At 69.2% G+C, this 19,993-nt stretch carries 18 protein-coding genes and 1 pseudogene; 5 read left to right on the top strand and 14 right to left on the bottom strand.

Going from position 1 to position 19,993, the window contains the following annotated elements:
- Positions 1–34 precede the first annotated feature (34 nt).
- From RF637_RS08325 to RF637_RS08335, 3 genes are all read right to left on the bottom strand, one after another.
- Positions 35–1,891, bottom strand: coding sequence for a bifunctional sugar phosphate isomerase/epimerase/4-hydroxyphenylpyruvate dioxygenase family protein (locus RF637_RS08325; RefSeq protein WP_368844581.1), 1,857 nt, complete (start codon positions 1,889–1,891; stop codon positions 35–37).
- Positions 1,888–2,829: a shikimate dehydrogenase gene (locus RF637_RS08330; RefSeq protein ID WP_368844582.1), complete on the bottom strand. Its 942-nt coding sequence runs from the start codon at positions 2,827–2,829 to the stop codon at positions 1,888–1,890. The genes RF637_RS08325 and RF637_RS08330 overlap by 4 nt, the downstream gene beginning before the upstream one ends.
- Positions 2,830–2,903: 74 nt before the next feature.
- Positions 2,904–3,818 (bottom strand): IclR family transcriptional regulator, encoded by a 915-nt coding sequence (locus RF637_RS08335; RefSeq protein ID WP_368844583.1) that lies wholly within the window; start codon positions 3,816–3,818, stop codon positions 2,904–2,906.
- A 147-nt stretch (positions 3,819–3,965) separates the two neighbouring features.
- Between RF637_RS08335 and RF637_RS08340 the strand changes: the two genes are divergently transcribed.
- Positions 3,966–5,420, top strand: a complete 1,455-nt coding sequence (locus tag RF637_RS08340; RefSeq protein WP_085106858.1) for an MFS transporter — start codon at positions 3,966–3,968, stop codon at positions 5,418–5,420.
- Between the two features lie 159 nt (positions 5,421–5,579).
- Here RF637_RS08340 and RF637_RS08345 read toward each other — a convergent pair whose 3' ends face one another.
- The 5 genes and pseudogenes from RF637_RS08345 to mgtE form a co-directional block, all read right to left on the bottom strand.
- Positions 5,580–6,821 (bottom strand): MFS transporter, encoded by a 1,242-nt coding sequence (locus RF637_RS08345; RefSeq protein WP_085106859.1) that lies wholly within the window; start codon positions 6,819–6,821, stop codon positions 5,580–5,582.
- Between the two features lie 519 nt (positions 6,822–7,340).
- Positions 7,341–8,426 (bottom strand): alkene reductase, encoded by a 1,086-nt coding sequence (locus RF637_RS08350; RefSeq protein ID WP_085106860.1) that lies wholly within the window; start codon positions 8,424–8,426, stop codon positions 7,341–7,343.
- Between the two features lie 145 nt (positions 8,427–8,571).
- Positions 8,572–9,054: pseudogene (locus RF637_RS08355) on the bottom strand (aldehyde dehydrogenase family protein); the annotation flags it as partial.
- Between the two features lie 54 nt (positions 9,055–9,108).
- Complete coding sequence (locus RF637_RS08360) at positions 9,109–9,240, bottom strand: magnesium transporter (RefSeq protein WP_259462906.1); 132 nt, start codon at positions 9,238–9,240, stop codon at positions 9,109–9,111.
- On the bottom strand, positions 9,231–10,472 hold the full coding sequence (gene mgtE / locus RF637_RS08365; protein ID WP_368844584.1) for a magnesium transporter: 1,242 nt from the start codon (positions 10,470–10,472) through the stop codon (positions 9,231–9,233). Before mgtE ends, RF637_RS08360 begins: the two co-directional genes overlap by 10 nt.
- Before the next feature lie 180 nt (positions 10,473–10,652).
- On the opposite strand from mgtE, the gene RF637_RS08370 reads away from it, so the two are divergent.
- Positions 10,653–11,090, top strand: coding sequence for a PaaI family thioesterase (locus tag RF637_RS08370; protein ID WP_064846888.1), 438 nt, complete (start codon positions 10,653–10,655; stop codon positions 11,088–11,090).
- A 355-nt stretch (positions 11,091–11,445) separates the two neighbouring features.
- On the opposite strand, the gene RF637_RS08375 is transcribed toward RF637_RS08370, so the two are convergent.
- Together RF637_RS08375 and RF637_RS08380 are read right to left on the bottom strand one after the other, a co-directional pair.
- Positions 11,446–11,598 (bottom strand): hypothetical protein, encoded by a 153-nt coding sequence (locus RF637_RS08375; RefSeq protein WP_165489830.1) that lies wholly within the window; start codon positions 11,596–11,598, stop codon positions 11,446–11,448.
- Positions 11,599–11,882: 284 nt separating this feature from the next.
- A complete protein-coding gene (locus tag RF637_RS08380; RefSeq protein WP_368844585.1) occupies positions 11,883–12,512 on the bottom strand; it encodes an MFS transporter in 630 nt (209 codons plus the stop codon).
- A 150-nt stretch (positions 12,513–12,662) separates the two neighbouring features.
- On the opposite strand from RF637_RS08380, the gene RF637_RS08385 reads away from it, so the two are divergent.
- Entirely contained in the window at positions 12,663–12,854 is a 192-nt protein-coding gene (locus tag RF637_RS08385) for a hypothetical protein (protein ID WP_035965649.1), read from the top strand.
- A gap of 90 nt (positions 12,855–12,944) precedes the next feature.
- The gene (locus tag RF637_RS08390; RefSeq protein ID WP_368844586.1) at positions 12,945–14,276 is read left to right on the top strand and encodes a CynX/NimT family MFS transporter; all 1,332 of its coding nucleotides are present in this window, start codon (positions 12,945–12,947) and stop codon (positions 14,274–14,276) included.
- A gap of 124 nt (positions 14,277–14,400) precedes the next feature.
- On the opposite strand, the gene RF637_RS08395 is transcribed toward RF637_RS08390, so the two are convergent.
- Complete coding sequence (locus RF637_RS08395; RefSeq protein ID WP_312795808.1) at positions 14,401–14,712, bottom strand: WGxxGxxG family protein; 312 nt, start codon at positions 14,710–14,712, stop codon at positions 14,401–14,403.
- 548 nt (positions 14,713–15,260) lie between these two features.
- Between RF637_RS08395 and RF637_RS08400 the strand changes: the two genes are divergently transcribed.
- A complete protein-coding gene (locus RF637_RS08400; protein WP_144932883.1) occupies positions 15,261–15,698 on the top strand; it encodes an NAD(P)-binding protein in 438 nt (145 codons plus the stop codon).
- Here the strand turns inward: RF637_RS08400 and RF637_RS08405 are convergent, their stop codons facing one another.
- The 3 genes from RF637_RS08405 to RF637_RS08415 all read right to left on the bottom strand — a co-directional run bounded on the left by RF637_RS08405 (position 15,699) and on the right by RF637_RS08415 (position 19,987).
- Positions 15,699–16,955, bottom strand: coding sequence for an FAD-dependent oxidoreductase (locus RF637_RS08405; RefSeq protein WP_368844587.1), 1,257 nt, complete (start codon positions 16,953–16,955; stop codon positions 15,699–15,701).
- A complete protein-coding gene (locus RF637_RS08410; protein ID WP_144932879.1) occupies positions 16,952–18,682 on the bottom strand; it encodes a choline/carnitine O-acyltransferase in 1,731 nt (576 codons plus the stop codon). The genes RF637_RS08405 and RF637_RS08410 overlap by 4 nt, the downstream gene beginning before the upstream one ends.
- Positions 18,683–18,784: 102 nt before the next feature.
- Positions 18,785–19,987, bottom strand: a complete 1,203-nt coding sequence (locus RF637_RS08415; protein WP_144932877.1) for a PLP-dependent aminotransferase family protein — start codon at positions 19,985–19,987, stop codon at positions 18,785–18,787.
- Positions 19,988–19,993: the final 6 nt, after the last annotated feature.

A 19,993-nucleotide genomic window follows, 5' to 3' on the forward strand; every position in this document is an offset into this window, starting at 1 on the left:
GGCGCGGCATGCTCTCACAGGCCACCGACCGGGCTCAGCCCCCGAACTCCCGGTACTGCGCGGCCAACCGGACGGGAGCATTGGGGGCGCCGAAGCCCTCGTAGCCGCCGCGGCGTTCCACGACCTCCACGAACACCTCGCCCAGCGTGGCCGTGTAGAAGTGCAGGAACTCCCCGTGCTCGTCCCGGTCGTAGAGCAGCCCGTGGGATTCGAGCTCGGCCACGAACTCAGGATCCAGATCGAAGCGGGCCACGAGGTCCTCGTAGTAGTTGCGCGGCACGGGCAGGAAGGCGAGCCCGCTGCGTCGTGCCCGGCGTGCCACCGCGACGACGTCCGAGCACGCGAGCGCCACGTGCTCCGGGTAGGCCGCGCCCGTGAAGGCGCCCTGCTCCGCGGCCATGGGCGCCACGTTGAGGGGGATCCGCACGGTGTTGCCCTCCGAGCGCATGACCTGCGAGCGCACGAGTCCGGACGGCCCCGCGACCTCTTGCGAGGACGTGGGATGCAGGTTCAGCAGGGACGTCAGGAACAGCACCGCCTCGTCGTAGTGCTGCCACGGCTGGGCCAGGTTCACGTGGTCCACGCCCGTGATCAGGGCGCCCGACGCCGCGTCGTCCTGGTCCGCGCCGAACTCCCCGAGCCACGGGGGCACCCCATGGTTGCCGTGCGGGCCGAAGAATAACTCCGTCCCGTCCGGCGCGAGCACGCCGTGCAGCACGGTCTCGTCCGGCTGCTGGGCGCGATCCACGGCCCGGGCGAGCAGGCGTTCCGCGCGGTACGCGGCGAGGTCGGGATCCGCGACCTGGAAGCCGAGAGCCGCGAGCCGCGTGGGCTGCACGGTGGCCCCCGGGTCCTCCGAGACCACGATCCGCACCGGCCCCTGCGTCCACGCCTGGACCGAGTCCTTGGAGCGGTGGTGCCCGGCCAGGGAGAACCCCAGCTGATGTAGCAACCGGGTCACGCGCCCGAGCTCCCGGGTGCGCAGCTCCACGAAGTCCCAGTCGTCGGGGGTCTGCGGAGCGGGCAGATCGGTGAGCACGAGCGGCTCGCGCTCGGGTTCCCCGCCGGCGTCGCGCACGGCGTCCGCGGTCTGGTCCTCGAGCCAGCGCAGGGACCGCAACCCGTCCACGGCCGTGCGGTAGACGTCCGCCTGCCGGAACGAGTCGTTGAAGATCTCCAGGGACACGGGCCCGGCGTACCCGCACTCGTGCAGGCGGCCCAGCAGGTCCACCAGGTCGAAGTCCCCCTCACCCGGGAAGACCCGGTGGTGGCGCGACCACGAGAGCACGTCCTGTTGGAGCAGGGGCGCGTCCGCGAGCTGCACGAAGAAGATCTTGTCCGGGTCGCACTTTTCCACCCCGGCCACGGTGTCCCCGCGGGAGAAGATGTGGAAGCTGTCCAGGCACGTCCCGACCCGGGGGTGGTCCGCGAGTTCCACGATCCGGTGTGCGTGGCGCCAGTCGTTGACGTGCGCGCCCCACGCGAGAGCCTCGTAGGCCAGGTCGATCCCGTATTCGTCGGCGACGTCGCCCGCGGTCCGCAGCTGCTCAGCGATCGCCTGGTCGTCGTCCAGAACACCGGTAGCCACGTTCGAGCACACGAGCAGCACCGTGGTGCCCAGCCGGTTCATGAGTTCGCACTTGGCGCGCAGTTGGCGCAGGGAATCCGGGAACGCCTCCGGGGCCACCTCCACGCCGTCGCGGAACGGCTGGTACATGTCCAGGGAGAGCCCCAGCTCCGCTGCGAGCTCTCGGAGTTGTTCGGGCGACGACGGCGAGACCACCAGGTCCGGCTCGAAGACCTCGATCCCGTCGAACCCGGCGGAGGCCGCCGCCCGCATCTTCTCCTCGAGGGTTCCGGACAAGCACACCGTGGCGATACTGGTCCTCACAGGACACCCTCCTGTTTCTCGTGGTTGCGCTCACCCTCGGGAGCGGACGCGGGGATGGTAACGGCGTCGTCGCCCTGGCCGGTGAGCTCCAGGAAGTGCCGGCGCATGCGGGCACTGTCCGGGGCAACCCCCGTGATCAATGCAAACGCATCTACTGCTTGCCCCACGGCCATGTGTCCACCGTCCAGCACCGAGCACCCGAGAGCCCGCGCCGCCCGTACCAGGGGCGTCTCGAGCGGAAGGTAGATCACGTCCGCGACCCAGTGCTCCGGTCGCAACAGACCCACGTCGAAAGGCGTCCCGGGGTGGTGGTGCATCCCCACCGGGGTCGCGTTGACCACGCCGTCGGCCGCCGCGATGTGCTCCGTGGCCCGTTCGGCCGTGACGGCTTCCACCACCGCGTCCGGGTAGCGGGCGGCGAGTTCGCTCGCTCGCTCGGCGGCGCGGGCCACGTCCACGTCCACGAGACACAGCCGCTGCGCACCCAGGGACAGCAGGGCCTCGGCCACCGCGGACCCCGCCCCGCCGGAACCGAACTGCACCACGGACCCCACGGTCACGCCGGGCAGACCGTGCCCGAATCCGGTGGTGAACCCCGAGCAGTCCGTGTTGTACCCGATGAACTTTCCTTCCCGGATGAGCACCGTGTTCACGGCCTGGATGGCCTCGGCGCGCGGATCGATCTCGTCCAGGTGCTCGAGCACGAGCTGCTTGCACGGGTGCGTGATGTTGAAGGCGTTGAACCCCAGATCACGCCCGGCCCGCAAGAGGTCCCCCACACTCGTGCCGGGGCGTCCGATCACCCCCAGGTCCACGGGGCGGTAGAGGTAGCGCAGACCGTGCCGGTCCGCTTCGACCTCGTGCATGGGCGGGGTGAGGCTCTGGGTGATGCCGTCGCCGATCAAACCCACCAGGTAGGACTCGTTGCGAGTGGACATGGGACTCCTTCCGGGGAGTGTGTGCCGTGGTCAAGAGGTGCGAATTCAGGGCCCAGGGAGCCCGGACCCGAACATCAGCTGCGCTGCGGAAGCACCACCGCGAGTCGGTCCGCGGCCTCCCGCAACAGGGGGACGTTCTGGATGAGCTCAGTGGGATCGCACCGGTGTACGGGCGCGGCGAGCGCGAGCGCCGCCTGGAGGGGAGCACCTGGGGACATGACGGGCACGGCCAGGGCGGCCATGCCGTCGTCGTGCTCCTGGTCCTGCAGGGCCCACCCCTGCTCCCGGACCTGCGTGAGGATCGCGCGCAAGCGCTCGCGGTCGGTGCGCGAGCGCTCCGTGCGCGCGCTGAGGTCGAGGGACGCCACGAGGTCCTCGCGGACGTCCGGTGCGGTGAAAGCCAGCAGCACCCGGCCGAGTGCGGAGGTGTGCAGCTCCCCCCGGTCCCCCGGGTCCGTGGTGATGCGGTGGTGCGGGCCGTCCACGGTGTGCACGGTGAGGAAACGGTCCCCGTCCAGCACGGCCAGCAGACAGCTCTCACCGGTCGCCTCCACGACCTCCCGCATGACGGGCAGCGCGGTGCCGGCGTAACCCCTGGCCGTGGCCGCCTTCTGTCCCATCGCGAAGAGCAGCAGACCCAACCGGTACTGCTTGGTCGCGGGCTCGTACTCCGCGTACCCGGCGTCCACGAGGGTGCTCAGCAAGCGGTAACACGTGCTGAACGCGTAGCCGGAGTCCGCCACGAGTTGCCCGGCGGTCGCCCCGTGGGGGTACTCGGCCAGCATCTCGAGCAGCGCGAGCCCCTTGCGCACGGTTCCCGAACGGTCAGCGGCCCGGGACCGGCCACCGGCCCCACCCTCCCCGGACTCCCGACCCGGTTCCCGGTCGCCTTCTCGCTCCGGTTCCCGGCCGGATTCCTGCTCCGGTTCCTGGGCCGGTTCCTGGGCCGCCGACGCCGCGACGCGCGGCTGCGATGCACTGGGGCTCACGCTCAACTCCTGATTCGCTAACGGACATTTTTCTCGATCACTTGACGAACAGTGTGACCCACACCATTCTTGGTTTCAAGTATTCGGAAGTGATTTTCATTATTTGGCAATTGCTCACGCGATGACGCCCCACGGAAGGACCCGCTCATGAGCACGACCCCAGGACCGGATCAGCCGATCCACCCGCCGGCCCCGGCGGCGTCGGCGTCGTCGTCGGGACAACTGACCGACGCACGCCCCGAGAACGTCAAGACCCCCAAGAAGGCGGCGCTGGCCAGCTGGATCGGCTCCGCGCTCGAGTACTACGACTTCGCGGTGTACGGCACCGCGGCGGCGCTCGTGCTCAACCACTTGTTCTTCCCCAAGGACGCGTCCCCGGGTGTGGCCATCCTGTTGGCCATGGGCACCGTGGGCGTGGCCTACGTAGTGCGGCCGCTGGGGGCGCTCATCATGGGCCCGCTCGGTGACCGGATGGGACGCAAGTTCGTCCTGATGCTGACCCTTTTCATGATGGGCGGCGCCACGTTCTTGGTCGGGTGCCTGCCCACGTACGACCAGGTGGGCCTGTTGGCACCCGCCCTGCTCGTGCTGTGCCGCGTGATCCAGGGCCTGTCCGCCTCGGGTGAGCAGGCCAGTGCCATCTCGGTGTCCCTGGAGCACGCCGACGACCGCCACCGTGCGTTCACCACCTCGTGGACCCTGCAGGGGACGCAGTTCGGCACCCTGCTGGCCACCGCCGTGTTCATCCCGTTCACCCTGCTGCTGAGCGAGGAGCAGCTGTTCAGCTGGGGCTGGCGCGTCCCGTTCTGGATCTCCGCCGTGGTGGTCCTGGTCGCCTACCTGATCCGCCGCCACCTGGAGGAGCCGCCCGCCTTCGAGGACGCCCAGGCCGAGACCCCCGGCGAGAAGCCCGCGACCCCGCTGGCCCTGATGCTCAAGTACCACAAGGCCGCCGTGATCCGGATCGCCGCCGCCGCGCTGATCAACACCGTCAACGTGGTGTTCCTGGTGTGGTCCCTGTCCTTCGCGACCTCGGTCGTGGGCCTGGAACGCTCCACCATGCTGTGGGTGTCCGTGCTTGCCAACTTCGTGGCCCTGTTCACCATCCCCGCGTGGGCGCTGCTCGCGGACCGGGTGGGCCGCAAGCCCATCTTCGTGATGGGTGTGATCGGTTCCTCGCTGCTCATGTTCCCCTATCTGGGCGCGGTGTCCTCCGGTAACTGGGTCCTGATCTTCCTCCTGGGTGCGGTGCTCTCCGGCGTGTTCTACTCCATGGCCAACGGCATCTGGCCGTCCTTCTACGCCGAGATGTTCCCCACCCGGGTGCGCGTCTCCGGGCTCGCGCTGGGCACGCAGATCGGCTTCGCGATCTCCGGCGGCGTGACCCCCTTCCTGGCCACCGCCGTGGCCGGCGCCGAGGGCGACGCCTGGCTCAACGTGGCGCTCGTGGTTTGCGCCGCCGGTCTGATCTCGGTGATCGCCGCACTCACGGCCAAGGAGACCAAGTCCCGTTCGCTGCGCAACATCGACGACCTGCACACCAGCCGCACGGAGGCTCTCGAGGTCGTGGCACTGGACAAGCGCAACGCCGCGGGCCGCTGATTCCGGGCTCTGGTCATCGCACTGCCATTCCGTGGAAGGCGCGGTCGGGAGCTCCCCGGTCGCGCCTTCCGTCTGCCCGCCGTCAGGTGCGGCGGGTCGCGAAGGCTGCGCAGCGTCGTCGTCCGAGCACGGGGACGACGACGCCGCGCGGCCCCGTCCTCAGACGTCCCGGCGGCGTCCGGGCGGGCGGGTCGCGTGGATGGCGACCGAGACCAGCAGGGCGGCCACCCCGGCCCCGAGGGTGAGCAGGAACCCGTGCCGCGGCACGACCGACAGGACCCCGCCCAGTGCCGAGCCGAAGGAGACCCCCAGGACCAGGCAGGTCGTGAGCATGGTCATGACGCTCGCGATCCGGTGGGACGGGGCCACGCGCTCACCGCGCGTGTAGGCGCTGGCCAGGATAGAGCCGACGCCCAGGCCGATCACCGTGAACAGCAACGCCAGACCCACCGAGCCGGGGACCGGCAGCAGCAGGACGGACACCAGCACCACGAGAAGTGCTCCGCCGGCCACGCGCCATGCGAGCGGCACGCGCTCCGGGAACCGGGACACCAGCACGCTCGCCACGGCGCTGCCCAGCCCCATGAAGCCGTAGATGATGCCCGTGTAGGCATCGGTCCCTCGGGCCGCGTTGATCGCGGTGAGTGCGGTCTGCGTGGAGCCGAAGACCGTGCCCACGCACAGGCACGCGAGCATGGGCGGGAGGACGGCCTTCAGGCGGATCCGTGGGGCGGTGCCGTCGGTGGGGGTGGGCGTCTGCGTGTCCACCCTCATGCCGCGGCGGCTCACCAGATAGGCGATGAAACACCCCTGACCCGCCACGACCCACGTCATGAGCACCAAGAGCGCCGGATTCGGGCCGAGTACACCCACCAGGATCCCGGCGATCACGGGCCCCAGGATGAAGCTGATCTCGTCGCACGCGGTCTCGTACCCCAGGGCCTTGCCCACCAGGCCGGGGGTGTCCCGGCGCCTGGCCAGGGCGGACCAGCGGGCCCTCGCGATGGCTCCCACCTGGGGGTTCGCGGCGCCGACCACCGCGGCGCACACCAGGATCAGTGACCGGGGCGCGTCGTGAAGGACCACGGCGAGCAACAATCCCATCCCGAGCAGTTGCACCACGGTGGCCGCGAGCACCACGGGCAGGGGTCCGAAGCGATCCACCAACCGCCCGATCACGGGCGCGCCCACGGCGGAACCCAGTCCCGCGGCGGCCACGGTGATCCCCGCGAGCCCCAGGCCCAAACCGGCCCCGCTCACATACAGCAACAGACCCAATTGCACCGTGGCGGCGGGGAGCCTGCCAACCAGCGCGGTGATGAGGAAGGGCCATCCGCCCGCAGCTGAGAGGGACGGTGAGTCCCGGGCGGGTTCGGGGACGGCGGGTGGGCGAGTGCTCACGGATTCTCCTGGGTACGACCGACGCCGCGCACCCGACCACACGCGCGGATAATCCCCTGACGACACCTCGATGCTACCCGGGGGCCATCGGGCCGCGGTCTCTACTGCACCCTCGTGGCCCAGCGCGCCAGGTCGGCCCAGGTCCGAGGCAAGCGCTTCGTCCACGTCGACTGCACGGAGTATTTCCGGCCCATCCTCGAACGCTCGGGTCTGACGCCGATCACTTCGGTCACCGCCGCGACGTGGCGCCGAGGCTGATGACAGGGCAATTCGTCGAGCCCGAGCGGTTGTTGGGGCCGATCAAGGGTCAGCTATTTTGTGCGGTTGACGTAGTCGAGGAATGCGAAGTGGAGCAAAAGCAGCATCACCCCCCGCGAATCGACATGTGCTCAGCTAAAGCAGGGGGTCAGCCGCTCGCCCGAGGGTCCCCGGGCTGAGGCGCCAGTCACGACCCAAGAAACGCAGGAGGGTGGCAGCCGTCCGTCCAGACGGCTGCCACCCTCCTGAAGGAACCCGTGCCTACCGGGCCGCCACATTCGCGAACGGGTAGTCCACGTACCCCTTGGGTCCGCCCACGTAAAAGGTCGTGGAGTCCGGGGTGTTCAGCTCCAGCCCGTCACGCCAGCGCTCCACCAGGTCCGGGTTGGCAATGAGCTCGCGGCCCACCACCACGCCGTCCGCGAGATCGGCGCTCATGATGTGCTCCGCCTCCTCGAGTTCGGTGACCACGCTGAAGCCGCTGTTGAGGTAGAACACACCCTCGAAGCCACGGCGCAGGTCCCGCACGAACTCCCCGTCCACGTCCTTGTGCAGCACGGACAGGTACGCGAGGTCGAGTCCGCGCAGACCGGTGAGCAACGCGTCATAGGTGGCCACGACGTCGTCGTGGTCGTCCTCGATCGCGCCCTGGACGTTGTGCTCGGGCGAGATCCGCAGCCCCACGCGCTGCCCGCCGATCTCCTCGGCGACGGCGCGCGCCACCTCGATCACGAACCGTGCCCGGTTCTGCGGGGAGCCGCCGTACTCGTCGGTGCGGTGGTTGGAGGACGGGGCGAGGAACTCGTGGAGGATGTAGCCGTTGGCGCCGTGGATCTCCACGCCGTCGATCCCGGCGTCCACCGCGCGGCGGGCCGCGGCGACGAACTCCTGCTTGATGCGGGGCAGCTCGTCGGTCTCCAGGGCACGGGGCGTGGGCATGGGCTGCTTGCCGCTGGGCACGTGCACCGCCTGGTCCACACCGATCGCGCTGGGGGCCTCGGGCAGGGGGCCGCCGGTGAGTTCGGGGTGGGAGACCCGCCCGGCGTTCATGATCTGCAGGAAGATCACGCCGCCCTTCTCGTGTACGGCGTCCGCCACCCGGGACCAGCCCTGGGCCTGCTCGGCGGTCTCGATGCCGGCCTGACCCCAGAACCCGCGGCTCGTCACGGCCGGGAACGTCCCCTCCGTGACCACGAGGCCCGCGGACGCCCGCTGCGAGTAGTACTCGACGTTCATGTCCTTGGGTACGCCGTCCGCGTCGGAACGCATCCGGGTCAGCGGCGCCATGGCCACACGATTCGCGAGCTCGAACTTTCCTACGGTGATCGGGTCGAACAGGGTGGGCATATGTTTCCCTTCGTCGAAAGCTGTTGATACTTAGTCAGTACCCACAACATCCTTCCCCCGCACACCATTCCCGAGGAAGGCTTTCAGAAGGGTCGCCGGAGGAGTTGCCGCAGCCCTTCTGCTCCTGGCCCACCAACGGGTTGCTGTACTGCAGCTTGTTCTGCAGCGGGCCCAGGACGTTCTGTTCCTCACGGCCATTGCCCATGGGCATCTGCTGCGCCACGCCGACGAGCGCCTCGTACACGGAGTCGTAAACGTCCTCGTGGACGTAGAGGCGCGTGAGCGCGGCACACGTCTGGCCCGTGTTGATGAACGCACCCCAGAACAGGTCCCCGGCAATGGCCTGCGGGTCCACGTCCGGCAGCACCACACCGGCATCGTTGCCCCCGAGCTCAAGGGTCAGTCGTGCGAGCCCGTCCGCGGCCGAGCGCATGATCGCCTGGCCGGTCTTGGTGGAGCCGGTGAACATGATCTTGTCCACACCGTCGTGTTCGGACAGCGCCTTGTCCACCTCGCCGCCGCCGGGCACCACGTGCAGGACGTCCGCCGGGAGCACCTGGTTGAGCACGTGGATCAGGCCCAGCACGGACAGCGGGGTGTACTCGGAGGGCTTGACCACTGCGGTGTTGCAGGGCGCTCCGGGCACCGGGGTGAATGGCTCCGACCTGGGGGTGCTCCCGCTCTAGGCCAGCCCCAGCATCGCCCGGGCGATCAGGAAGTAGACCACGAGCCCGGCGGCATCCACGAACGTGGAGATGAACGGGTTGGAGAACACGGCCGGGTCCGCCCCGATGGCGCGTGCGATCAATGGCATACATCCCCCCCCACGGTGGCGGCCAACGTGCACAGGGCCAGCAATGTCAGCCCGATCACCGCGCCGATGTCCCACCCGTAGATCAACCCCACGATCACGAATCCCAGTCCGCCCAACAACAGCCCCAGACACAGTCCCACGCGCATCTCGCGCAGCATGACCTTGACGACGTCCCGGGTGTGCACGTCCCCCAGGGCGAGCGCGCGGGTCAGGGATGTCGCCGCCTGGTTACCCGTGTTGCCGCCGGTGCCCGTAAGCAGCGGGATGAACACGGACAGCACCACGAGCTGTTCCAGGGTGGACTCGAACGCCTCCAACACCCGTACGGTGAGCACGGCGCTGACCGCGAGCACCAACAACCACACCACGCGCGAGCGCACGAGCCGGAACACGGGGGTGGACAGGTACGGCCTGCGTAACGGCTCGGAACCGCTGAGCCGCGCCTGGTCCTCGGACTCGGCGTCCTCGAGAATGTTCAGGGCGTCGTCCACGGTGAGCACGCCCACCAGGCGGTCCTCGTCGTCCACGACGGGCAGGCTGAGCACCCGCAGGGCCGCGCACTGGCGCGCCGCCCGCTCCCGGGGTTCCGTCGCGGATACCCGGTCCGCCTCCTCCATGACTTGTGAGACGAGGGTGTCCGGAGGGGCTGCCATGAGTCGCTGCAGGCTGGTCACGCCCATGAGCCGCCGCTGCGGGTCCGTGACCATAACCGTGTACACGTTGCGCGTGCGTTCCAACTCCCCGCGCACCCGCTCCAGACTTTCGGCGCACGTCAGATCCGGGTGGGTCGTGACGTACGAGGGGTTCATCCGCCGCCCGATCGAGTTCTCCGGGTAGCCGAGCACCGCCGCGGTGAGCTCGCGCTCGGAGAGCGGTAATCCCTTCAACAGCCGGGTGGCCAGGGCCGCAGGCAGTTCGTCCAGCAGACTCACGCGGTCGTCGGTGTCCAGGGACTCGACGACGCCCGCGACCTCCTCGTCCCGCAGTCCCGTCACGAGTTCGCGCTGCAGCGGCGCGTCGAGACGTTCGAACACGGTCACCGCGCGGTCCTTGGCCAGCATCCGGTAGGCGACGGCGCGCTGGCGCACTCCCAGCCGCTCCAACAGGTCCACGACCTCCCCCACCGTGAGCTCCGCGAGCAAGCGTGCCACCTCCGGCAGGTCCTGGCTCCCGATGGCCGATTCGACGGCGCGGAAGGGCCGTTGGACCTTGACTTCCTGGACACGGCTCACGTGCCACCCCTTCCTGGTCATTGGACGGCACCGACGGGACGCGGGAGCCGTTGCCAGCCTGTCGGAAATCGGACGCGCCCGCCCAGTGGTGGCCGCACTCTAGAGTGTTCTCGTATCGCCCCACCCCGTCCCCGGGAGTGGTCCTCCAGGCCCGGCCAGGCCCTGCACCGAAGGGTGACCGTGTACGCAGACCCCACCGACATGACCGCCATCCGTGAACTCCTGCACGAGATCCTGCGCAACGATCCCGCACCCCTGCACCTGGGCATGGACCTCGGTGAGATCGAACAGGGCCGAGTGACCATGTCCATGACCGTGTCCGACTTCATGGCCAACGGCCACGGTGTCTGCCACGGCGGATACCTGTTCACCCTGGCGGACACCACGCTCGCGTACTGTTGCGCGACCGCCGGCTCCCCCATCCTCACGCGCAACGCCGAGATCACGTTCACGGCTCCCGCGCACAGCGGCCAGGTGATCACCGCGATCGCCACGCGCCGGGTGAGCTTCGGCAGGAATCAGATCTGCGACGTCGTCCTGGAGGCCGACGGGCGCGTGATCGCCTACTTCACGGGGCAGGGCACCACCCCGCCGCAGCCCAAGGGTACGGTGAAGTGACGGGCCGGGCACTGTAACGCCCACCGCTGGTAGTTCTCAGGCACGCCGAGGCCATGTTCGACCCCGTGAGGTAACCTCGGCGTGCCTCAGGCTTTGGTGCGGGCTCGCGAATGACGTGCGGATGCGGCGTCGGCACTGGAACGCCACGCCGTCACCGCATGACAGACCGGAACGGCGCTACACCCGCCCCGGTGCACGATGCGACCGTCGCGGTTCATGCGCTCCTGGCCCAAATTATTGATGTGCGAATTCCCGAGCTCCTACACGAACGCAGTCGAGGACGCCGCGATGAGGTCCAAGACTTGCCTCACGGCGCGGTCCCCGATCCCGTGGATCGCCCCCCGCAGCCCACTGCTCAGGGCACGCCCAACCATGGGGGCCACGGCCGGAAGCGCGTGGTCAGCTCTTCTGCGGTGTGCAGCCGCTGGTAGGCGCCCACTTCCAGGGGGCCGCTGCTCATGCCGTGGACGGTGGTGATCCCCCACGCGGAGAAGTCGGCCAGGGCCACACGCTTCCCGGCCAGCAGGTCGTCCGGGCCCGTCCATCAGGTGCTCGTCGTAGCCCCACCCACGCACCCACTCCCACGCCTCGGCTTCCTGTGCGGCCTCGCGGATCGCTTTGACGACGTCGCTCGCTCGCGGTGTCACGGACGGCCTGCAGCCCGCCTTCATGGCCAGGCAGGCATACATCCCCGGGATGCCCGTGGGACTCGATAAGCCCCGGCATGAGGTAACGCCCACCCGCATCCACGACGGGTGCACCCTCCGGGGTGCGGGCGCGCGCGATGGCCGACTAGCGGACCTTGACCGGGAACAACTGGGTCAGGACGGTGCCCACGGGGGCGTACGGGATGGAGGCGAAGCCGAGTCCCAAGATCATGGCCACGGTAATCAGGGCGGTGTCCCGGGTGTCCACGAGCCAGAAGATGGGGAAAGCGACGAGCGCGGCGTTCGCGTAACCGACGGCCTCCACGATGGACGGGGAGGTCTTGTCCGCGAGGGCCACCACGGCGGCCACGGCGGCCACGATCATGGAGGACAGGATGGTGCCGGTGGGCGAACCCAGCTGCACCACCGCGCTGGAGAAACCGCGCTTGTGCTCAGGGGCGTTCTCCACGGCCAGCAGGGTGGCGCCGCCCCATTCGCCGCGGACCGCCATGCCCTGCAGGAACCGCAGGACGGCCAGCGCGGGGTCCTCGCCGCCGAAGAACAAGGGCGCGAAGACGATGGACGCGGTGGGGCCGAACAGGAAGAAGTCGTACCACTCGAGGGACGTGCCCACGTAGGCGCCGATCAGCGCTTTGCAGGCCTTGCGGGGGGTCGTGTTCTCGGGCCGCGGGATACTCCGTGGGACCTTCGGTCGTGCTGGACATGACAACCTCTGGATCAGGGAAGTGGTGCCGTTGCCCCGGGACCCGCTCATACGAGCACCCGGAACAGTGGCCGCGATTATTTATGTGACCAGGGTCCTACACCGGAGCTTTCCGGCGGGCTCAAGACTGGAAGGGGTCCGTCCGAAATTCGCTGCCGCGAGACGGTTGTCGCGTCCCGTGGCAAGTGGTCGAATAAACGCATGAGTGAAAACAGCATCTGGGATGCCCTGGAATCCGCACGCGACAAGGCCAAGGAACGGGAGCAGGAGGAGATGCAGCGCGTCGAGGACGCGGACAACCACGAGCAGCAACGCGCCGCCAGCTCCCGCGTGGCAGCGCGCCAAGCCGTGCGCGAGACGCTCGACGACATTCTCGCGCAGCGGGAGGGGTGAGGGGTTCACGGAGGGGGTGAGCCCCTCCGGCAACCTCGTGCGGCTCGGGGAACGGTTCCGTTCCCCGAGCCGCCGCGCCATCTGATATTGATGCTGGGGACGCACATCGACCGAGGAGTCCCCACGAGCACGCATCACTTCATCCGAGCACGGCTGCCGTGGGTGGTGGCCGGGATCATCCTCGTGGCGCTGAGCCTGCGCGGGCCCATCATCGCGCCCACGCCCGTGATCACGAACATCCAGGCGGACATCGGCCTCTCGTCGGTCGCGGCGGGGCTGCTCACGGGACTCCCGGTGTTCCTCTTCGCCGTGGTCACCCCGGCGGCCTCCGCGGTCATCCGACGTGCGGGCCCCGAGGCCGCCGTCCTGCTCTGCCTCATCGGTGTCCTAGTGGGCACCATCATCCGTTCCCTCGGCTCCACGCCCCTGCTGTTGGTGGGCACCGTGGTCATCGGGGCGTCGATCACGATCGGCAACATCGTGATCCCGGTCATCATCCGCCGCGACATCCCCTGGCGCCAGGTCTCCGTCGTCACCGCCGCCTACTCCGCGGCCCTCAACGTGGGGTCCATGATCACCGCGCTCGGGACCGCGCCGCTCGCCGCCGCCCTGGGATGGCGCTGGGCCCTCACGGCCTGGGGCGTCCTGGCGCTCGCCGGCATCGGCTACTGGCTCCTGCTTTCACGACGCCGCTCCGGCAGCCCCGGCGACGACGCCGCCTCAGCCGCCCACACGTCGTCGTCCCCCGACGCCCCCGGCCGCGGCGCGGCCCCCAACCCCCACACGCCGTCGGCCCCCGAAACTTCAGAGGCCCCCGCGGAGATGCTGCCGCCAGCGGAACCCGACACCGCTCACGCGACGGGACATGTGCGGCGCATCGGCTGGTTGCTCGCGCTGGCGTTCTGCGGGCAGGCCATGGCCTACTACTCGGTGACGGCGTGGCTACCCGCGCTGCTCGCGGACACGCGGGGGTTGAGCTTGGCGAGTTCCGGGGCCTCGGCGTCGCTGTTCCAGGTGGCCGCCGTCATCGGGGCGTTCGGCGTGCCCCTCCTGGCCGCACGGGCGCCCGCGTGGGTTCCGGTGGCACTGATCGGAGCGCTGTGGATCACCCTACCCATCGGCCTGATGCTCGCGCCGGGGTGGTTCATCGCGTGGTCGCTCATCGGCGGGGCGGCCCAGGGCGGCGGTTTCACGGCGATCTTCTCGATCGTCGCCCGCGTGGCCCGCTCCTCCGCCGAGGCGGCGAGGATGTCCGCGCGGGTGCAGGGCATCGGCTACCTCGCGGCCACGATCGGGCCACCCCTGGCCGGGGGTTTGAACACCGCGACCGGGGCGTGGACGGCGCCCCTGCTGTTGGTGCTCGCCGCGACCGTGGTGTTCACGGTGGGCGGGGTGTTGGCGGCGTTCAGGGCGCGGTCGTGAACACCACGACATGACAGCGCGCGTTCCACTGCAGTTGATGTTACGGATACAGGACTGGGGCCCACTCACGAATGAGTGGGCCCCAGCCATCAGGTCCTGGATCTAGAACCTACGGAACGAGGTCTCAGCGACCCGGGTGGGTGGTGCCGTCCACGTTGGTGGTCCCGGTGTCGCGCACGGTGCTGGTCCCGGTGTCGCGGCGACGATCCGTGGTGTGGTCGACGTGGCGATCGTTGTGGACGGTCTTGTTCTTCTTCAGCAGACCGGCCAGACCCAGGAGACCGAGCAGACCCCACAGGCCGGCGTTGCCGTTGTCGTCGTTGGTCTGCTGGCTCGTGGCGGGAGCCGGGCTCTCCTCGGCGGCGATGGCGGGGGCCGACACACCGGTGAGGATTGCGAGGGACAGGGCAGCGGTAGCAGCGGTCTTACGCATCATTTTGCACTCCTGGCTGGGAAAGGAAGTACCATCATTTAACGGCTTAATAAGCACCCCACCTTACTTGTATGTTTCCGGCGACCACCCGGTGAGGGATATATGCCGTGGCGGGCCGGGAATAACAGCATGGATATTCGATAAGGTGGCGCATTGATTTCGCACCCTTGGAAATATGGTCTTAACTGGCCTAACGTGCCCCCCATTATGACGTCGCCGCCTCTCGCGGGCAACAGTGTACTCTCTTTATATTCGGGAATAATCGGAGGCGAGTCCGAGAGCTTGATTCTCCTGGCCGGGGCCCGCCGGAACACCGGCGCGTACTGCATCACCCAGGTGAAGCGGCGATTTCCTTAAATTTTCCCGGATACACGCGGGCGAAGAGGATGAATCGGAAATAAATATACGACTTCGTCCTCGCGCCCCCAGCACCGATGATCGAGGAATGTAGAGGGCATTCCCCTACCCCCCTCCGTAACCTCACCCGCCCCGGACCAGCGCGCCCCCTTCCCCGGGTAGTTTCAAGATCAGTTACCCCGGGAGGAGCTCACATGTCCCAGCGCATCGCCATCATCGGCGCGGGAATCGGCGGTCTGACCCTTGCCATCGATCTGCAGCGCAAGGGGTTGCACGTCCGGATCTACGAACAGACCGCTGTCCTGCGGGAGGTCGACGCCGCCGTCCCCCACCACGGCCGGGGTGCGAACCAGTCCATCGAGGACGCGATCGTCCTATCCGACCTACTCTCCAGTACGACCGACTGGGACCATGCGCGTGCCGAGTACGAGCGGCGTCGCCGTTTCCGTACCCGCAAGATCGTGGACGCGTCCGTCACCGTGGGTGAAATGCTCCACCTGCCCGACGGCGCTCGCGCCCGGGAACGCAACACTCGCCTGGCCTCGCCGGACGCCTTCGACCGGGACCTGGACTGGATCCATTCGTTCCGTGCCGATGAGCAGGTCCCGGAAGCCCCCGCCGTGGGTGGGTGATCAGGAGGGGCGTCGTGCCCAGCGCGGCGCCCGCTCCGGCCGCGGTCCTACGCCCACCGCCAACGCCGGGAGCGCACTGAGCCACGGGACCCGCCGCACGACCTTCACGACCCACGACGGCGGCCGCAGGTCCCTGCCCCGGATCGCCGGCATGATCAGTGCCGGGTGCAGGATTCGCTGCATGCCCTGGATGACCACCGTGGGCACCATGCGGCGTCGCTGGATCCGCGCCAACGCACGCGCCTCCGCCCGCCCGGATGCACCGTCAGAACGCAGCAGCGGAGCCAGAATGCGGGCCGCAGCCACCGCGTCCTGCACCGCCAGATTGATCCCGACGCCGCCCACCGGCGACATCGCGTGTGCAGCGTCCCCGATGCACAGGACCCCCGGGGCGTGCCAGCGGCGCAGCCGGTCCAGGCGCACGTCGAGGTGCTTCACGTCCGCCGTGGACCCGATCCCGGTCACCCCGGCGGCCGCCTCCGGGAAGAGCTGCGCGGCGTCGGCCCGGAAGGCGTCGAGACCGCGGGCGCGCACGGCGTCGTCGGCACCCTTGGGGCCCAGCTGCGCGACCTGGATGTAGCCGTCGCGCGGGATGCCGATGGCCACCCGCCCCCGGTTCGAGCGCGGCAGCAGCGACTCCCCCACGCGGCGATCGGTGGGCAAGCGGTACCACCAGACGTCGAAGCCCACGGCGCGTTCCCGCGCCGGAAACCCTACGGCGCGGCGGATCACGGACCAGCGGCCGTCGCACGCGATCGTGAGATCAGCCGCCACCTGTCCAGTACCTTCCGGCGATTCGACGACGACGCCGCTCACCCGCCCCTTCTCCCACGTCACCCCGGTGACCTCGTGCTCCGCGCGCAGCGAGAACGTGGATTCGGCGGCGGCCGCGTCCGCGAGCAGGTTCAGAAGATCCCACTGTGGGACCATGGCGATGTAGGGGTGGCGCACCGGCAACCGGGTGAAGTCCACCATGCGCACCGGGCGGCCCTCGGGGTCCGGGAGGTCCACGTGGGTGACCCTGGAATGCGGAATGGCCTTGAAACGATCGACGAGACCGAGATCGTCGAGCAGGGCCAGAGTGGTGGGATGCACGGTGTCCCCGCGGAAGTCGCGGAGGAAGTCCGCGTGCTTCTCCAACACCGTGACCGCCACACCCGCACGCGCCAGTAGGAGACCCAGCACCAGGCCGGCCGGACCGCCGCCGACGATGGCGCACGTGGTGCGAACGGTGGGCGGCTCCGCGGGCGTCGTCACCCCGCCAGCCCCTTCACGAATCCCCAGAACGTTTCCGCGCTCACGGTCAGATTGTGCGCGAAGGCCTCCAGGTCCTCACTCGAGTCCCGGCGGTAGTTCACGCAGAACTCGTAGCCGTCCGTATGGGTCGTGTACGTGACACCGAAGCCCTCGGGTGTGGTGGGCGCGAACGCGTAGCGCACGATCGGGTCCGGACCGCCGATGGACGTGGTGGACAGGAAGTCGTGGCGCATGGCCGCGATCCCCGGGGAGTCGAAGAACTCGGACAGCTCCCCCGTCTTCCGGGCCATCATGGCGAGTCCCAGCAGGTGGCGATCCACACCGCGGGCGTTCTTGCAGGCCTTGACCCAGCCACGATGTGCGTCCAGGGCCTCCGTGAACAGCTCCTCGGTCGCCTCACCGGCGAGCAGGGCGCGGGCGAACGCGGTGGCCTGCGGGGTCACGGGGCGGAGGCACTCGGTGCGCCCCGCCTGGAACTCACGCATGTCCACCGCTTCATATACACCGCGCGCCGTCCCGTACGTCGCGAGCTGGGCGAGCAACATGATGAATTGCTGAGCGGCGTCGTCGCTGATCCTGAACGGGAGTTCGGCGCGGTGCAGCCGCGGCACGAACACCCGGTGCACGCCCAGCAGCGCGGCCTCCGTGCGGTATTGGGCGACCCGCGCCACGAGTTCGTCACGCAACTGCGGCTCGAGCTCCCACGTAATCGCGGCGGGTTGCGGGGCGTCCGGCAGCGCGGCCTCGTCCGGGATCGTCACGTCCTGCATGGCTCCCGCGACGGCCAGGATCGTGGCCCCGTCCACGGTGCTGTGTTCCACGTGCATGGCCAGCCACGGATCCTCGAGGCACACCTCGTACGTGATCGGTTTGTAGGCCCACGCTTGCCCCACCTCGAACGCGCAGCGCTCCAGATGCTCCACGACCTCGGCCCGTGCCCCCACGACATTGACCAGGAACACCATGCGGCTGATCCGGTCGTAGATCTCCGCGTTGTGCTCGTTCGAAGTCAACTTCTCCAACAGGGGCGCGGCCGTCTCACTGCCCAGGTAGGACAGCGCCCCGAACGGCAGCTCGGTCTCCCGCGGTTCGTCCCGCTCCACGACCGCGCGCAGCCCCGCGGCCACCGTGCGCAGCGGCAGCGGTTGCCGGTCCTGGGTGCTGATCGTCAGCGCGTACAGCCGGCCGCGGTGGATCACGCCGATCTCCTCCGCTGCCTCGGCCGACCCCGACGACGCCGCTCGCTCCGGTCTGCGGATCTCGTCCCGTTCCGCGCGAGGATGCCGCACCCCGCCCGTGAGACATTCCCACTGGGACATACTCACGTCGTTACCGCGAGGGTCCACCTCCTGCGGGGTCTCCCCGCGCACCTGCCGTAGATGCACCCACGCCGCCCGGTAGACGAGTTCGGCCGCCCGGCCCAGCCCCGGGGCGCCGAAGTCCCCCGTGATCTGGAATCCCACGTTGGTGGTCAGCGGCAGGGGTGTGCGCACGGTCAGATATCCGTCCAGCCACTCCTGGGACAACCAACTGCGCCCCTCGGCGTCCTCCGCACGGGCAAACTCCTCGAGTGCCGCTTGTAGCCGCGGGCCCTCCCCGGTCCGGAACGCTTCCGCATCACGCCGGGTCCGCTCGAGCGCCGCGCCGTCCACGAGGGGTTCGACGGCGCTCAGCATCCGCTGCAGCGTCTCCTCCAGCGGGGGCACGGGAAGGGGTTTGACACTCATGAGGGATCCTTTCGGTCGCGGGAACGGGAGGGTCGGGTCAATGGGAGGGTCGGCGCGACGGCGCCCGTGCGGATCCGCCGCGGTGTTCCATGGGGTCGAGGTCTACAGCTCCCCGTAGCGGGCCAGCGCGCGGCCCAGCCGCTGCACGCCCTCGTGGATCACGTCCGGGGCATGGGTCACGAAGGACAACCGCATGGTGGACTCGTCCGGGTCGTGCGCATAGAAGGAGGCACCCGGGACGAAGGCCACGCCTTCCTCCACCGCGAACGGTAGCAATCGGGCGGTGTCGATCCCGTGCCCCAGTCGGACCCACAGGAACATGCCTCCGTCCGGGCGGGTGATGTGAGCGTCCCGCGGGAGGACAGCCTCGAGTTCCGCGTACATGGCCCGCGCCCGCTCGGCGTAGACGGGACGTACGCGCTCGAGGTGCGCCTCGACGTCGGCGGTTGCAAGATACCGCGCCACGGCCAACTGGTCCGGCACGGGCGACTGCAGCCCAATCGCCTGCTTGGCCACAGTGAGCGTGAACTGGATGGGTCCCTCGGAGCGCATCCACCCGATCCGCACCCCCGGGGCGATGATCTTGGACACCGAGTTCAGCAGGATCGTCTGCGCGGACATCCCCGGAAGGGATGCGATGGGGGCCATGGGCTCGCCCGTGTAACACAACTCGCCGTACGGGTCGTCCTCCACGAGCGCGGCGCCGGTGCGCAGCAGGACGTCCGCGACGGCGCGGCGTCGTTCCACGGGCATGCAGATCCCGGACGGGTTCTGGAAGGACGGGATCAGGTAGACGAAGGTGGGGCTGTGCTCGGCGATGAGCCGCTCGAGCTCCTCCGGCACCACGCCGTGCTCGTCCGTGGGGACGCCCACCATGTGCGCGCCGTTGAGATCGAAGGCCTGCACAGCCGCCAGGTAGGTGGGCCGTTCCACGAGGATCACGTCCCCCGGGTTGACGAGCGCCTGGGCCACCACGAACAACCCCTCCTGGGAGCCCGTGGTCACCTGGATCTGGTCCGCGGTGGTGGGCAGGTGCCTGCTGACCCGACGCGCCGCTTGCTCGCGAAGTTCCAGCTCACCCTCGCTCGAGGCGTACTGCAGCGCGCGTGCGGGGTGGTTCGCGAATACCCACTCGTAGGCGGCCTTGACGTCATCGACCTCGAAGTACGCGGGATCCGGGACACCACCGGCGAACGAGATCACACCCTCCTTGGACACCACCTCCAACAGGTCGCGCACGGGGGAGGAATCCACCCCGCGCAGACGGTCGGCGATACGGAACGAGAAGGGTTCGAGGGTGCTCATGCGGCC

The organism is Kocuria sp. CPCC 204721 (genome assembly GCF_040980945.1).
Classification (GTDB): Bacteria; Actinomycetota; Actinomycetes; order Actinomycetales; family Micrococcaceae; genus Kocuria; species Kocuria marina.